Source organism: Nodularia sp. UHCC 0506, assembly GCF_034931045.1.
GTDB lineage: Bacteria > Cyanobacteriota > Cyanobacteriia > Cyanobacteriales > Nostocaceae > Nodularia.
This window is the reverse complement of record NZ_JAYGHH010000044.1, coordinates 16282-29752: the sequence shown is the minus strand read 5'-3', so window position 1 is coordinate 29752 and position 13471 is coordinate 16282. Positions and strand designations below refer to the sequence as shown.

The 13471-nt window shown below is 41.1% G+C and carries 14 protein-coding genes; 2 read left to right on the top strand and 12 right to left on the bottom strand.

The window, feature by feature from the left end; translation table 11 throughout:
- Window positions 1-43 precede the first annotated feature (43 nt).
- The 11 genes from VB654_RS19695 to VB654_RS19645 form a co-directional block, all read right to left on the bottom strand.
- Window positions 44-706 carry a Na(+)/H(+) antiporter subunit B gene (locus VB654_RS19695; RefSeq protein WP_323215499.1) on the bottom strand — a complete coding sequence of 221 codons (663 nt, stop codon included), beginning with the start codon at window positions 704-706 and terminating at the stop codon, window positions 44-46.
- Window positions 703-1305: a DUF4040 domain-containing protein gene (locus tag VB654_RS19690; RefSeq protein WP_323215498.1), complete on the bottom strand. Its 603-nt coding sequence runs from the start codon at window positions 1303-1305 to the stop codon at window positions 703-705. The genes VB654_RS19695 and VB654_RS19690 overlap by 4 nt, the downstream gene beginning before the upstream one ends.
- Window positions 1298-1576: a monovalent cation/H(+) antiporter subunit G gene (locus VB654_RS19685; RefSeq protein ID WP_323215497.1), complete on the bottom strand. Its 279-nt coding sequence runs from the start codon at window positions 1574-1576 to the stop codon at window positions 1298-1300. The genes VB654_RS19690 and VB654_RS19685 overlap by 8 nt, the downstream gene beginning before the upstream one ends.
- The gene (locus VB654_RS19680; protein WP_323215496.1) at window positions 1573-1824 is read right to left on the bottom strand and encodes a hypothetical protein; all 252 of its coding nucleotides are present in this window, start codon (window positions 1822-1824) and stop codon (window positions 1573-1575) included. Before VB654_RS19680 ends, VB654_RS19685 begins: the two co-directional genes overlap by 4 nt.
- A complete protein-coding gene (locus tag VB654_RS19675; protein WP_323215495.1) occupies window positions 1821-2210 on the bottom strand; it encodes a Na+/H+ antiporter subunit E in 390 nt (129 codons plus the stop codon). The genes VB654_RS19680 and VB654_RS19675 overlap by 4 nt, the downstream gene beginning before the upstream one ends.
- Complete coding sequence (locus tag VB654_RS19670; RefSeq protein WP_323215494.1) at window positions 2207-3634, bottom strand: cation:proton antiporter; 1428 nt, start codon at window positions 3632-3634, stop codon at window positions 2207-2209. Before VB654_RS19670 ends, VB654_RS19675 begins: the two co-directional genes overlap by 4 nt.
- Window positions 3631-3966, bottom strand: a complete 336-nt coding sequence (locus VB654_RS19665; protein WP_323215493.1) for a cation:proton antiporter subunit C — start codon at window positions 3964-3966, stop codon at window positions 3631-3633. The genes VB654_RS19670 and VB654_RS19665 overlap by 4 nt, the downstream gene beginning before the upstream one ends.
- Before the next feature lie 139 nt (window positions 3967-4105).
- Window positions 4106-5494, bottom strand: a complete 1389-nt coding sequence (locus VB654_RS19660; protein ID WP_323215492.1) for a cation:proton antiporter — start codon at window positions 5492-5494, stop codon at window positions 4106-4108.
- A gap of 186 nt (window positions 5495-5680) precedes the next feature.
- Window positions 5681-7411 (bottom strand): SulP family inorganic anion transporter, encoded by a 1731-nt coding sequence (locus tag VB654_RS19655; RefSeq protein WP_323215491.1) that lies wholly within the window; start codon window positions 7409-7411, stop codon window positions 5681-5683.
- Between the two features lie 628 nt (window positions 7412-8039).
- On the bottom strand, window positions 8040-9512 hold the full coding sequence (locus tag VB654_RS19650; protein ID WP_323215490.1) for a pentapeptide repeat-containing protein: 1473 nt from the start codon (window positions 9510-9512) through the stop codon (window positions 8040-8042).
- A 460-nt stretch (window positions 9513-9972) separates the two neighbouring features.
- Window positions 9973-10764 carry a pentapeptide repeat-containing protein gene (locus VB654_RS19645; protein WP_323215489.1) on the bottom strand — a complete coding sequence of 264 codons (792 nt, stop codon included), beginning with the start codon at window positions 10762-10764 and terminating at the stop codon, window positions 9973-9975.
- Between the two features lie 239 nt (window positions 10765-11003).
- Here VB654_RS19645 and VB654_RS19640 point away from each other — a divergent pair, with 239 nt between their 5' ends.
- Entirely contained in the window at window positions 11004-12212 is a 1209-nt protein-coding gene (locus VB654_RS19640; RefSeq protein ID WP_323215488.1) for an FAD-dependent oxidoreductase, read from the top strand.
- Window positions 12213-12343: 131 nt separating this feature from the next.
- The gene (locus tag VB654_RS19635; protein ID WP_323215487.1) at window positions 12344-13030 is read left to right on the top strand and encodes an SAM-dependent methyltransferase; all 687 of its coding nucleotides are present in this window, start codon (window positions 12344-12346) and stop codon (window positions 13028-13030) included.
- A 95-nt stretch (window positions 13031-13125) separates the two neighbouring features.
- Here VB654_RS19635 and VB654_RS19630 read toward each other — a convergent pair.
- The coding region (locus VB654_RS19630) for a transposase (RefSeq protein WP_323215486.1) at window positions 13126-13471 on the bottom strand (346 nt) is incomplete at its 5' end.

Below are 13471 nucleotides of genomic sequence, written 5' to 3'. Positions count from 1 at the left end.
TAAACTCTTGAAACTGTTCCCTGTTCCCTGTTCCCTGTTCCCTTCACAACAATCCACGATAGTGAATAAAAACTAACATCACCGACCAAGACCCCAACGCCACCTTGACTGCAACTAAAATATTCAGTAAAGGGATCACTCCACCACTGACCAGTGCGCCCAACTCTCCGTGGGGTAACTCAAATCCTGCTAAAGTTATGACTGCCAGGACAATAAAAATCAGGACTGACACCTTTTCCCATCTAGCGGCGTTCCAGCGCTTGTATATTGCCTGCATCCACTCTGAGGATGAGGTAATCGCAATCAGTCCAATGGCTGTACCACCCGCCACCCCAGCAGCAAAACCACCGCCCGGACTCAGATGTCCTCGAATCGCCAGTTCAATCCCCACCAATGAGCAAATAGTTGCTCCCAGACGCGCCAAAATAATTGATGGTTCATCTGTAAACTGATAAATAATACAGAACGGTCTTTCATCAGCCAGCAGAAAACGCGCACCCATGACTGCGATTGTAAATACTACTACTTCAAAGATAGTGTCATACAGCCGATTCCTGAGAATGATACCTGTAACTGCATTGGGTACTCCACTATCTTGTACCACTGATTTGACGATAGAAATATCAGATAAATCCGGTGTGTGATTGGGCATGATTAGGAATATGATGTAAATCGCTATTCCGGCAGCAATGTAGACCCATTTCATAGATGCTTCTCTCCTGAATCTGGTACATTTACATAGGTCAATATTGTATCTGGTGATAAAAGGTCGGTTTGCATGATGTCATAAATGCGTCGAACCCTGGTTTCGGTGTGATAGAGTTGCTTTTCCTCTCCACAGGTGGCATCGACTTCTTGATCATTGTGTTCTTGCGATCGCTGGACACAAGTTACATGGATTTCTTGATCCATCAGCGCCCGGTGCAAAGCCTGCATATTTGTGTAAGGAACTAACTCAAGACGCATATAGTATTTGCTAAAAATTGTGCGTAAGTTATCTATTATTTGCCCAAAATGCCCAGAATCTTGATCTGCTTCGTTCAAGTCGTCTTTCAGCACACCCAGACGCAAAACCAACGATGAACGTACTGCGATCGCATAGAGCGTAATCGCCAGAAAAGTCCCCATTAATGCTTGGGTTAAAGCCACATCCGCCGCCCCCAAAACTGCAAATACCAAGGCCGCCACAGCGCCCAGTATTCCCTGAACAACCAGGGCATTGTATGGATTAACCTGAATTACCAGCATTAACGCGGATAACGGCAACAAGGCGGTGATTATATACACATAAATATTATCATTCATGGCGATCATTGGGACTAGAACAATATGCCAAAACATAACCCAGCACTGTATTCCAGATAGCCAAAGAGATGATGCCCAGAAGAAGTAGCGGCCATTCACTGGGTATCTTTAGCAGTAGCCCAAAAATAATACTCATCGATCCCAGGGTATCTGCAACCGAAAGACTATGCAGCTTGAATAATACCGAGCGATGACCCAGGAGGGGTAAAGTTCCCCAAAACCAGAAGAACAGACCTAAGCATAAGCAGGTATAACTCAACAGGTCAATCATAAATTACTCATACGTTTCAGTAGATGTGCTAATAACATTAATCCGGCATTACCCACACTGAGAATAATGATCCCGACAACACCAATCATCCAATCATCCCGTAACACGGAGACAATCAGGATCATAATTGATGTTTTGGTGGCAATACTGGCAAAAGCCAACATTTTCTGCCAAATATCATCATCTTGCCAAGCTTCATACATGGGTATGAGCAGGGCTAAAATCATTGCAAACAAGACCAGATTCACGCTTTCCTCCTCCGTCTCACCCGGTGTACTTCATACAACCCCTGTTCGTGGTATTTCAAGACAATAGTCTTGGGCGTAAAGGTAATCAAGAAGATATCTAGGAATATGAGTCCAGGTGTACGTTGAGGTTTAACTCGTTCCATGATCACATCTTCGTGTTTATGGGGACGAAAGATGATTTCAAATGCCTCAATATACGCCTGGGGAATGGCTACTATCACTTCACCCAATACACGTAACCAATCCCTTAAAGCTTCCGGGACTTTTTGACGGCCTGGTAATAGGAGGGCGACACTAACACCAATGATGATATTTGCCCAACTCAAATCAGAAGTGAGCAAAAACCAAATAGTCAGTCGCAATATCAGATTCAGATGTCCAATCATGCTAATACCATCCCTAATAGTAAAAGCAACATCAAACTCATTACTCCAATCAGATTTTCAAGTTGCTCAAGTACACGTGGTAAGTTGACAACTAACCGTTGAAAAATTAAAAAATGTGCTAACCAGCCAATACCGATGATCGCTAATGCTTTGGTGATATTTGCTATAGTGTATGCCTCGAAGTACACAGTAATTGAAGCCATAAGCGCGCCTAGTAATAGAATCAGTGGTAGCCAAAAACCAGGTTTAACATCCTTTCCTTGTCCATGAGGTAGAAAGACGAATTTGGCATACACAATTGCCGTTCCTACAGCCCCAATATTCATTAACATAACTTGCCAAGGAAGGACATTTTCCAGCGTCAGCATCTTAGCCCCAAAGCCAACCAGCAAAGGACAACCGGATATTGACAGACTACCCATGACAAGGGCAATCCACAGCCCGTGATTCATTGGCTGATTTTGCAATTCCTTAAAGTCTCGACTGGGTAAGTTACCAGCAATCAAGAAAAGCGCCGATTTTGCTAGTCCGTGGCCCAAGGCATAAAAACCTGCTACCTCCGGTGCAACGAGAAGCCAGCCTAACTGAGAAATACTACTCAAGGCCAGCAAACGCTTCGTATCCTTTTCAAATAAGGCATAAATTACGCCCAGAAACGCTGTAGCTACTCCAAATATCCTGACAACGGGATCAATCTCTGGCACTAGCAACGCACAGCGCACCAAGGGAAATACACCAGTTTTGACAACAACTCCTGACAGCAAGGCCGACACAGGCGTTTCTGATTCGGAGTGTGTTAAGGGTAGCCACAATCCTGATACAAATATGCCCCCTTTTGTCAAGAGTCCGACAAAGATTAAGGCGATCGCCTCAGTAGGTGCTTTACTTAACCCAGCAAAAGCAAAGGAACCATTCGCCTCATAGACCAACACCGCGCCTACCAAATAAAACAGCATAGCCGTGTTACTGACAAACATATAGCGCAACCCTACCCAAATCGAGCGATTGGTTCGGGAATAAGCAATCAAGAGAAACGCCGCAATCCCAATTACCTCTAATGCCACATATAAACTGATAAAATCCGCAGAGACAAAAGCGGCGTTAACACTGCCATGCAAAATCGCAATCTGTGTATAAAAGAAAGCCGTTTTATCACTCCGCCAACAGTAGAGAATGACCGCAGTAGTTACCAGTGCATTTGTCAATATAAAGTAACCACTTAATTGATCAACTACTAAGGTGACACCGAAATTATCCAGTAAACTTAGTGTCAACTGGGATTGGTTAAAAAATAGCGACAACGCATATCCAGCCGAAACCAGGGCTACAAAAAGGGCAAGGTATCGGTCAAGTTTGGGAAGCAGATAAATAACGAATCCCAAAAACAACGGTAGTGCGATCCATGCAATAGTAATGTTATTCATGGCGTGTTATTTTTCTCAATCTCGTTGCTTTCCAAAGTCGGATTATCCCGTGCTAACTTCATGACACCAACTAGCATTATGGCCTGAATCGAAAATCCGATCACAATTGCCGTCAAGATGACCGCTTGGGGAACTGGGTCAGCGTAGGCGCGATTTTCGCCGTTGACAACAATTGGGGTAAAAAAGCCATTTCGTGATGCAATCAGCACATAGTAGGCGATAACCCCTGTACTCATCACATCCATAGAGATGATCTTCATCACAAGGTTTTTTTTCAGGATGATGCCAAAAAATCCGCACAATATTGTGGCGAATATATATGCTTCTAACACGGGAATTACCTGTTGGGTAGTGGAATAAAATTAGCTATTAAAGCACGGTGTAAATAAACAGATTAGTCAAAAGTCAAAAAGCCGAAATCATCAACCTTTTGACTTTTGACTTTTAACTTTTGACGAACGTGTAGCGGTGTTAGCCGATTAAATTGGCTTTCTCCAAAGATTCTTTTTCTGCTGGCGATTGTTTAAATGCAAACCGCAATAAAGGTGGTGCTAAAAAGGTTGTTAAAATCACCATAATAATGATCGCCGCTTGTAATGGTTTATCAAGAGTACCACTAGCTGCACCAATCCCGGCAAACACTAACCCAACTTCACCACGGGGAATCATCCCTGCACCAACCGCTAACCGATTAATTTTGTCTTGGCCAAAAACTGACCAACCTGTGACAATTTTACCGATAATCGCTACCACAATTAAGAAGGTAGCAATAATTAATCCTTCTCGATTTTCTGGAATGAAAGGATTCAGAACGCCTAAATCAACTTTCGCGCCCACTGTCACAAAGAAAATTGGGACTACAATATCTGCTATGGGTTTAACTTGCTCATCTAGTTCTTTGCGTTTATCGGTTTCATCCAAAACCAAACCAGCCGCAAATGCGCCTAAAATAGCTTCTAAATGGATGGCATTACCCAGAAAGGCCATGAATAAGGCAAAGATGAAGGCTGGAATAATTAAGTTTCCTCGCGTTTGCAATTTATTAGCAATGGCGACAAAAGTCTGATTGAAATATTTGCCTAATAAAATCGCACCAATGAGAAAGACTGTAGCGCTAACAATCAGATAAATTACGTTGAGAATATCAATCTCACCAGTTTTAGCAAGACTCGCAACTACTGCCAATACAATGATGCCTAAAATGTCATCAATGACTGCTGCACCAACAATAATTTGACCTTCACGTGATTTTAATTGCCCAATTTCTGACAAAACTTTGGAGGTAATACCAATACTAGTAGCTGTCAGGGCTGCACCAGCAAAAATTGCTGGAATTACTGGAACATGAAAGAGTAACATCAGTCCTGTAGTACCAGCCGCAAAAGGAACAGCCACCCCCACACAAGCAACAACTACCGCTTGTGAACCGACTTTCTGCAATTCTTTTAAGTCTGATTCTAGACCAATTTCAAATAACAGAACAATCACACCTAGTTCGGCGAGAACGGAAACTATTTCACTCTGGCTTTGAAAAATTGATGTTACTGCTTCGGGACTGATGTCGTTAATAAATTGCAGGATTGTCATAATGATGGAGTCTGAAGCAGCTGCACCACTTTCAGAAAAGACAACCAAATTTAGTGCCGAAGCACCTACTAACACGCCACCAAGTAACTCGCCTAAAACTGGAGGCAAGTCGATCATTTTAGACAATTCACCGCCAATTTTACTGGCAAGATAAATGACTATTAAACTGAGTAATACACCAGCTAAGACAATTGGGGCATTTTCGGCTTCGTTTGTAGTTGCGAGTAAAGGATTCTGCCACACTGAGTTAACTATTAATTCGGAGAAAATCATGTTATCTGTCTGTTGTGTTGATGAATTCTGTGATTAGATCAAGTCCTTGGAGAAATACAAAAGTAATTGTGAAATAGTGGGTAGTTATAGCAACCGCCAAGGTGGTTAGGAAATAAATAAATTCCCAAAACCAGCCACAGCAAGCATTTCAATTTTGACTTTTGACTTCTGCTACACTTACCCTGCTTAATTAATTTGATATCCGTAGTTATCAGGGTCACTGGCTGTGGAGCCATATTCACTGGTAACAGCAACATTTCTGCCGTGGGCAGAAGTATCAATTAAAGCTAAAGCTTGCTTAAGTGCCTCTGAACGATTCATAAAGAAATGATGGGAAGGTACGAATTTTTCAATACCAAATTTTTCTAAGCGGCGTTTAACTTTGCCTGCTGCACCAACAACTAATATTTGACGACCTTGCTCATGAGCATCTTGGATAGCATTTTCAATTGCTAAAGAAGCTGTCACACCCAACATAGGGACATCGCTAATATCTAAAATCAGTACATCAGAGTCTGCCATTGCTGAATGTTCACGAGCGATCGCTTTGGAAACGCCAAAGATCATCGGCCCACTGAGGTAAAATAAAAGTACCCGTCCATTAGCTTGATCAAGTAATTGCTTCTCTTCATCGTTCAAGACAATGGCATCATCAGCATCGGTGATGGTCTTCACATCGTGAGACTGTAACTGAGAAAGACGTTCGATAGTTAAGATGTTGGCAATGAAAACTCCCACGCCGACGGCAACAATCAAGTCAACAAATACGGTTAAGAACATCACACCGTACATAATCAGCGCACCCTTCAGGGATACCTTATGAGCGCGTTGCAAAAAGCTCCAGTCGAGAATGTCAATCCCCACCTTCAGAGCAATACCAGCCAATACGGCCATTGGGATAGGTTGAGTTAAAACAGCTGCCCACAAAACTACAACCAGTAAAATCAAAGCCCGAGTTAAACCAGATACAGCCGTTCTCGCACCAGTCTGGATGTTAACTACTGTTCCCATCGTTGCACCAGCACCAGGGAGTCCACCACATAAACCAGATATGACGTTACCAATACCTTGACCAATTAATTCCTTATCAGACTTGTGTTCAGTGCGAGTCAAACTATCTGCAATAACTGCTGTTAATAAGGTATCAATACAACCCAACATCCCTAACATTGCCCCATCAACCATCATCACAATGATTTGAGATGTATTAAAGGTAGGTATTTGCAATGTTGGCAGTCCCATTGGAATTTCGCCAATTCGTCTAATGTCAACATCCCCGAAAAATACCAGGGAAACTATTGTTACTAATATTAATGCTACTAATTGTGGTGGGACAAGGCGCTTGATTTTAGATGGCATTAAGAAAATAATTGCCAAGGTCATCGCTCCCAAAGCTGTTTCCACAGGATTAATATTGGCGAACAGCTGGGGTAAATTTTGCACCGTTCCTAATACGCCACCTTTAGGACTGGACTGTCCCAGAAAAGGAGCAATTTGCAGCAAGACCAGGATGACTCCAATCCCAGACATGAAGCCGGAAATTACGCTGTAGGGCATGAGGGTAATATATTTACCCAGCTTGAATACTCCCAATAAGATTTGAAATACCCCGGCCAGCATCACGACTGTAAATGCCATTGCCAAGCCGTTTTCTGGGTTTTTGGCAATCATGGAACTGACAATAGCAGTCATGATTACGGTCATCGGCCCGGTAGGTTCAGAAATCAGGGTTGGTGTCCCACCAAATAAGGCGGCGAAAAAGCCCACGCAAACTGCACCATAAAGACCAGCCGCAGGCCCCGCACCGGAAGCAGCACCAAATGCTAACGCCAGTGGTAAGGAAACGATCGCGGCAGTTAAACCACCGAATAAATCGCCTCGTAAGTTTCTAAAATGGATCGTATTAGTGAATGTCATGCTAGGTTTGTGGTGAGGAAAATAGTCAAATTTGGATTTGTGAAAATTCCTGGCTACTTTCAGGAAATTTAATGTTTTATGAACACAAAAAATTTAGCCAAGACTAAAGTTTAATTCTTTGCAAAGCAGCAGACACTATTTTTTTATACTTGGCGATTCGCTAAATACGAATCATTCATAAACAAAGCTTAGATCAAAAACATCTAAAAAACTTGAGCAAAAAAACTTACATAAATACAAGTTTTTCTGACAACTAATTTTTATGGCGTTAAAGATAGTTTACAGCCTAGTGGGTCAATATAATTCATAGAGTAACTTAAATATAAAAGAAATATTAAATTGCTTTCATAGATAAAAGGTTATGGATGTTAATTAAGTTTAATCTAAATAATTGATTGAATAAACAAAACTTATCTAAAACTTGAAGTAAAGGTTTTTTGCCCAAAATTATAGCGGTTTTTTTAAGTGCGAGACAATCACATCTACTATACAGGGATCGAGGAATTACTCACTTAAATCCATCAAGCCTCAAAGTTTAAGATGAACCATACAAGCTATAAAAACAATAAATCAGACCAGAATAAATATAAATAGTAAGATGCACCCCAATAATCAATACTGCGGATCATCAGCCAGATTGTCGCCAATTGACTGGAGCTTCCAAGTAATCAGGTAAACGCGTTGTGCGATCGCCTAGCGCCGTTCTAATCTGTTGTAACTGGACGTTTTTTGCTCCTGTCAAAATAGCCCCTTCCAACTTGACATCACAGAGGTTAGCATCCGATAGGTTAGCTCCCATGAGGTTAGTCCCAGAAAGGTTAGCTTGATAAAGGCTGGCTTTATTCAGGTCTGATCCCATCAGATTGGCTCTATCTAAGTCAGCTTCAGCAAAACTGGCTTCGGTGAGGTCAGCAAAAAAGATTTCTGTTTGTTGCAATTTAGCCGCGTTCAGGTTAGCCCCATTCAAGTTAGCCCCATTTAAGTTAGCCCCTTGTAAGTTGGCTCCAATTAGACCTGCAAATTGTAGATTGGCTTTACCCAGCTTTGCCCATTGCAGGTTAGCTAGAAACAACTTTGCACCAGAGAGGTTAGCCACTTTTAATGTTGCTTGTTGTAAATTGGCTTTATAAAGGTTAGCCCCAGAGAGGTTAGCAGCACGCAGACTTGCGCCTAGAAGGTTGGCTCCTCGTAAATTCGCTCCAGAAAGATTAGCATGATTCATATTTGCCCAACAGAAGTTGGTTCGATTCAGATTTGCTTTCATCAGGTTGGCTCCATGAAGAATAGAGCCAGCTAGTTTCGCACCGTCAAGATTGGCTTCACACAGGTAAGAACCACGCAAGTCGGCTCCACAAAGATTAGAACCACGCAAATCAGCTCTTTCTAAATTCGCTCCCAGCAAGTCGGCTCGCCGGATGTTGGTATTCCGTAAATTCAGCTTTTGATTTTCCCCATCTAGCAGAGAATTCCGCCGTCCGATCACAGTCAGGGCTGCTTGAATATCTTGACGAATTTTGGGTAATACTTCGCTAGTTTTTGGTTCCTCTTGCTGTGTACGACGCGTCTTGCTTTTGTTTCTACCCAAATATATGGGCTGTAAGTATTCCAGCTTTCTTTGCTCGTCTTCTGTTTGAATAGGAGCATTTTCTCGCACAAAAGCAGCGAGGATTTCCATGATTGTCCAATGTTCTTTGGGAAAATCCTGGGTAACTCGCTCTAAAAGATAAATTGCACCTGTTCTGGTTTCAATTTTTTCATGCCCAAGTTGGGCTATTGCCCCCAGAAAGCGTTCTACAATCAGTTTGTCTTGGCTGAGTTGGGAATTTTGAATGCTAATTTCGTTGCTTTTTTCCGCCGCGATCGCATTTTTTTGCATAGCCTCCACACGCTTTGCGGCATAGTAAGCATTAATCAACACTGCCAGTCCGAGAAAAACTAGACCAGTGGTTGTCAATGCCTGATTTCTATACTGTATACGTTGGTCAACTGTCAAGTCCTCAAGGTATGAGGATGCAAAAACAATCAAAGTCAGTGAAAGCAAAAATATAACTGTTGTAGCTATCAACCAACGCCAGAATTTGTCTGTCTTATAAGCAGACATAGCAGTAATATTCCTCACGACACAGAATTATTACTTAGAGTTTAGGAAGCATTAGTATATCATTTAGCTGATAATTTGAATATGCTTTACAGCCGATAATTTTTGAAAATATATCAAAAGGCTTAATTAATTCAATTTTTATGGATAAGATGGCATCAAATATAACACTACACTAGTTTATCAGTATCAGTAGATTAATCAGGCGATCGCCAATCAGGGACTTCCAATTAAAAAAAATATTCCATTGCTGAGGTAGGCAGGGAGCAGGGGGGCAAGGAGGCAGGGAGCAGGGAGCAGGGAGCAGGGGGCAAGGAGGCAGGGAGCAGGGGGATAAAGAATAAATGCAAAGATCACTAGGACAGCAAAGCCTAAATAAACTACCGAAACGCTTGTGATATGGGAACTACGAATTACGAACTACGAATTACGAATTACGAACTACGAATTACGAACTACGAATTTAGTTAAATTTGGCTTCTCGGAGATTTGCACCTTCGAGAATAGCATCACTGAGAGTCGCTCCCTCGAGATTTGCTAGATATAAGTTGGCTTGCTGTAAATTAGTACCAGCAAGGTTAGCTCCAGAAAGATTAGCTGCACTCAGAATGGCTCCAGAAAGGTTAGCTCCAGAAAGATTAGCTCCAGAAAGATTAGCTGCACTCAGAATGGCTCCAGAGAGGTTAGCTCCAGAAAGATTAGTTCCAGAAAGGTTAGCTTGATAGAGATTTGTCAGTTCTAGGTGAGCTTGATGGAGATTAGCTCCCCTCATATCTGTGTGGCTTAAATCTAGTTGTTCCTCTTCCTCATCTTGATGAGTATCTCTTCTGCCAATTACCGTTAGGGCTACTTGAATCTCTCTAGAAATTGTCGGTAATGAGTTTTTGTTCAATTCATATCGATTCATCTTACCAGCATAATTTTGCACAAAATGAGTGAGAATGCTCATGATCTGCCAATGGTATTGGGGATAACTTTGAGAAAATTGCTCTAAATCATAAATTACTGCCAACCTGTCCTCGTTTTGCTCATGATTTAGATGTTGTGCAACTTCAAATAAACGGTTTTGTAGTGCCTGAAATTTTATCTTTCTTGTTTGTTCTGGGGTAACAACTATCCCCAAGATAATTTCTTTTAATCCTATCTGTTTACTAGTGAACTGCTGTTTAAATATTTGATAAGTATTAATAATTGCCATTGCCATACAGATACTAATCTTTAATTGTTTCTCTTGTAACCTATTGTGCTTATCCATCAGAATTTAAACATTGGTGAATTTAATGATTTTTTCTCCTTAAAAGAAATCAAAAAATTACATTTTATTTTGTCAATACAAGGAATGTGAAGCTGAATATATATTTTTTGGTATAAAATAATATAAGTTGAGTCAAAAAAATGATTTAATTTTTCATTCCTAAACTTTAAACATAAGCATAAAAAATCACCCATAGATTATTCTAAAAATCCAATCTTCAAATTAAATGCAATAAATAAATGTCAAAAGATATACATTTTAAAAACAAAAATTTAGTGTTAGTTGGTGGTGGACATAGCCATGCAATTGTATTGCAGATGTTTGGCATGAATCCTTTGCCTGGAGTACATTTGACACTGATTACCCCAACCGTAAAGACACCTTATTCTGGGATGCTACCAGGACACATTGCGGGATTTTATAGCCATGAGCAATGTCACATTGACTTACGAAAACTAGCGAATTTTGCTCAAGCACAGTTATATATTGATAGAGCAGTAGAACTGGATTTGAAAAACCACAAAGTGATTTGTGCTAATCGCCCACCCGTAAAATTTGATGTCTTGTCTGTTGATATTGGCAGCACTCCAGCCACAATATCTGTATCAGGTGCCGCAGAATATGCAATTGCAGCTAAACCAGTACCAAAATTATTGCAACATTGGTATCAGCTACTAGAAAATGTCCGCCAAAATCCCCAAAAACCTCTGAGTATAGGGATTGTGGGTGGTGGTGCTGGCGGTGTGGAGTTAGCGCTATCCATGCAAACTCATTTACAGGCAATTTTGCAACAATATCAGCAACCAATTCAAAATTTACAAATTCATTTATTTCAACGTCATGAGAAACTGTTGCCAAATTACCATCAATCAATACAAGAGCAATTTCAGCAGATTTTAATTAAGCGTGGTATCAATTTGCATTTAGGGCAAACGGTATGTGAAGTTGCACCACTGTATAACAATAAAAATTCTTTATTAACCAACAAAGAAACGCCAGAAATATTTCAGATTAAATGTGAATCTGGGTTATTGGTAGAATGCCATAAAATATTTTGGGTGACACAAGCCTCTGCACCCCAATGGCTAAAAACTACTGGACTGGCTACTGATGCACAAGGATTTATTTTAGTCGAAGATACATTACAATCTCAAACTCACCCAGAAGTATTTGCGGCGGGTGACATTGCCACAATGGTAAATCATCCACGTCCTAAAGCTGGGGTGTTTGCGGTGCGCCAAGGTCAGCCATTGTTTGAGAATTTACAAAGGACTTTATTAGGCCAGCCACTCAAACCCTACATACCACAGCAACAATATTTAAGTTTAATTGGTACTGGTGACAAACGGGCGATCGCTTCCAAAGGAGCTTTAACTTCACCACCGCATCAATTCTTCTGGTGCTGGAAAGATTGGATTGATCGCCGCTTTATGGCACGCTTTGGGTAGAAGATAGGGGAGTAGTTATTGTATTTTTGGGCAAATTAGCGGCTATCATAGCTTAAATTGTTGATGGTGCGTGGCGCTGCGCGACAATACACCCTACTTTTGCTAGTTGAAATTGTAGAGGCAGATACTAAATGGGGTTTAAATTAGAAAGCATCATTCCTTGGGGACGTTCAATGCTGGAATATATCCAGATGTTTGATTTAACTCCTGAAGAACTCAATTTAAATATACTCGATTGTGCTGGTGGCCCTGCTAGTTTCAATGCAGAAATGACACTTCAAAGTTATAAAGTTATTTCTTGTGACCCAGTTTATCAATTCACCGCCGATGAAATTGCTCAACGCATTCAAGATACTTATGAAATAGTCATCCAAGGTGTGAAAGCCAATCAAGAATACTATGTTTGGCAGAATATCCCATCACCGGAAATGATGGGTGAAATTCGGATGAAAGCAATGGGTCAATTTTTGCTAGATTTCCCTAACGGAATTAATCAAGGGCGTTATGTAACAGATGAATTACCTGTTTTACCTTTTGCCACAAATCAATTTGATTTAGCTTTGTGTTCCCACCTATTATTTACTTATTCTGAGCAACTTTCAGCAGAGTTTCATTTAGCATCAATTATGGAAATGTGCCGAGTTGCCAAGGAAGTACGCATTTTTCCATTGTTAAAATTATCTGGTGAATTATCTCCCTGGCTGCAACCAGTCGTTAATGAATTACAACAACGGGGATATGCGGTAGAAATCAAACAAGTTGCTTATGAATTTCAGAAGAATGGTAATCAAATGTTATGTGTAAAATTAGATAGCTGAAACTCAGGATTTTTGACAGGCGAGACTTGGCTTTAGCGATCGCCATCAGAGTATATTGACATACTCCCCAGCCTGAAGGCATGGAGATTCTAGGCTCAAACAGCAATTGCTGGCGTAGCCAGTCTGACATCACCTAACCCAACAGTCGATGCCCCGACTGCACAAATTACTCTGGATGCGTTCTCGTCTCTCCCGTTTACTGACGAACAGGAAGGACAGCGCCATTCCCTAACAGACAAATCTAAACTTTCTAAAACGTGTCCACAACTAGAACAAGTCTTACTACTGGGATACCATCGGTCGATGAACACAAGCAGTTTATTTTTCTTTTTGGCAACCCATTCGAGGATTTGTATAAACTCACCAAAAGCTAAATCTGATATTTTCCTACCCCAAAGACGTTGCATCCCCTTCAGGTTTAAAGTCTCAAAGCAGAGAATA

Coding starts and splice junctions, on each gene's coding strand:
- VB654_RS19695 (WP_323215499.1), bottom strand. CDS start 706: ATGAAATGGGTCTACATTGCTGCCGGAATAGCGATTTACATCATATTC.
- VB654_RS19690 (WP_323215498.1), bottom strand. CDS start 1,305: ATGAATGATAATATTTATGTGTATATAATCACCGCCTTGTTGCCGTTA.
- VB654_RS19685 (WP_323215497.1), bottom strand. CDS start 1,576: ATGATTGACCTGTTGAGTTATACCTGCTTATGCTTAGGTCTGTTCTTC.
- VB654_RS19675 (WP_323215495.1), bottom strand. CDS start 2,210: ATGATTGGACATCTGAATCTGATATTGCGACTGACTATTTGGTTTTTG.
- VB654_RS19670 (WP_323215494.1), bottom strand. CDS start 3,634: ATGAATAACATTACTATTGCATGGATCGCACTACCGTTGTTTTTGGGA.
- VB654_RS19660 (WP_323215492.1), bottom strand. CDS start 5,494: ATGATTTTCTCCGAATTAATAGTTAACTCAGTGTGGCAGAATCCTTTA.
- VB654_RS19655 (WP_323215491.1), bottom strand. CDS start 7,411: ATGACATTCACTAATACGATCCATTTTAGAAACTTACGAGGCGATTTA.
- VB654_RS19650 (WP_323215490.1), bottom strand. CDS start 9,512: ATGTCTGCTTATAAGACAGACAAATTCTGGCGTTGGTTGATAGCTACA.
- VB654_RS19645 (WP_323215489.1), bottom strand. CDS start 10,764: ATGGATAAGCACAATAGGTTACAAGAGAAACAATTAAAGATTAGTATC.
- VB654_RS19640 (WP_323215488.1), top strand. CDS start 11,004: ATGTCAAAAGATATACATTTTAAAAACAAAAATTTAGTGTTAGTTGGT.
- VB654_RS19635 (WP_323215487.1), top strand. CDS start 12,344: ATGGGGTTTAAATTAGAAAGCATCATTCCTTGGGGACGTTCAATGCTG.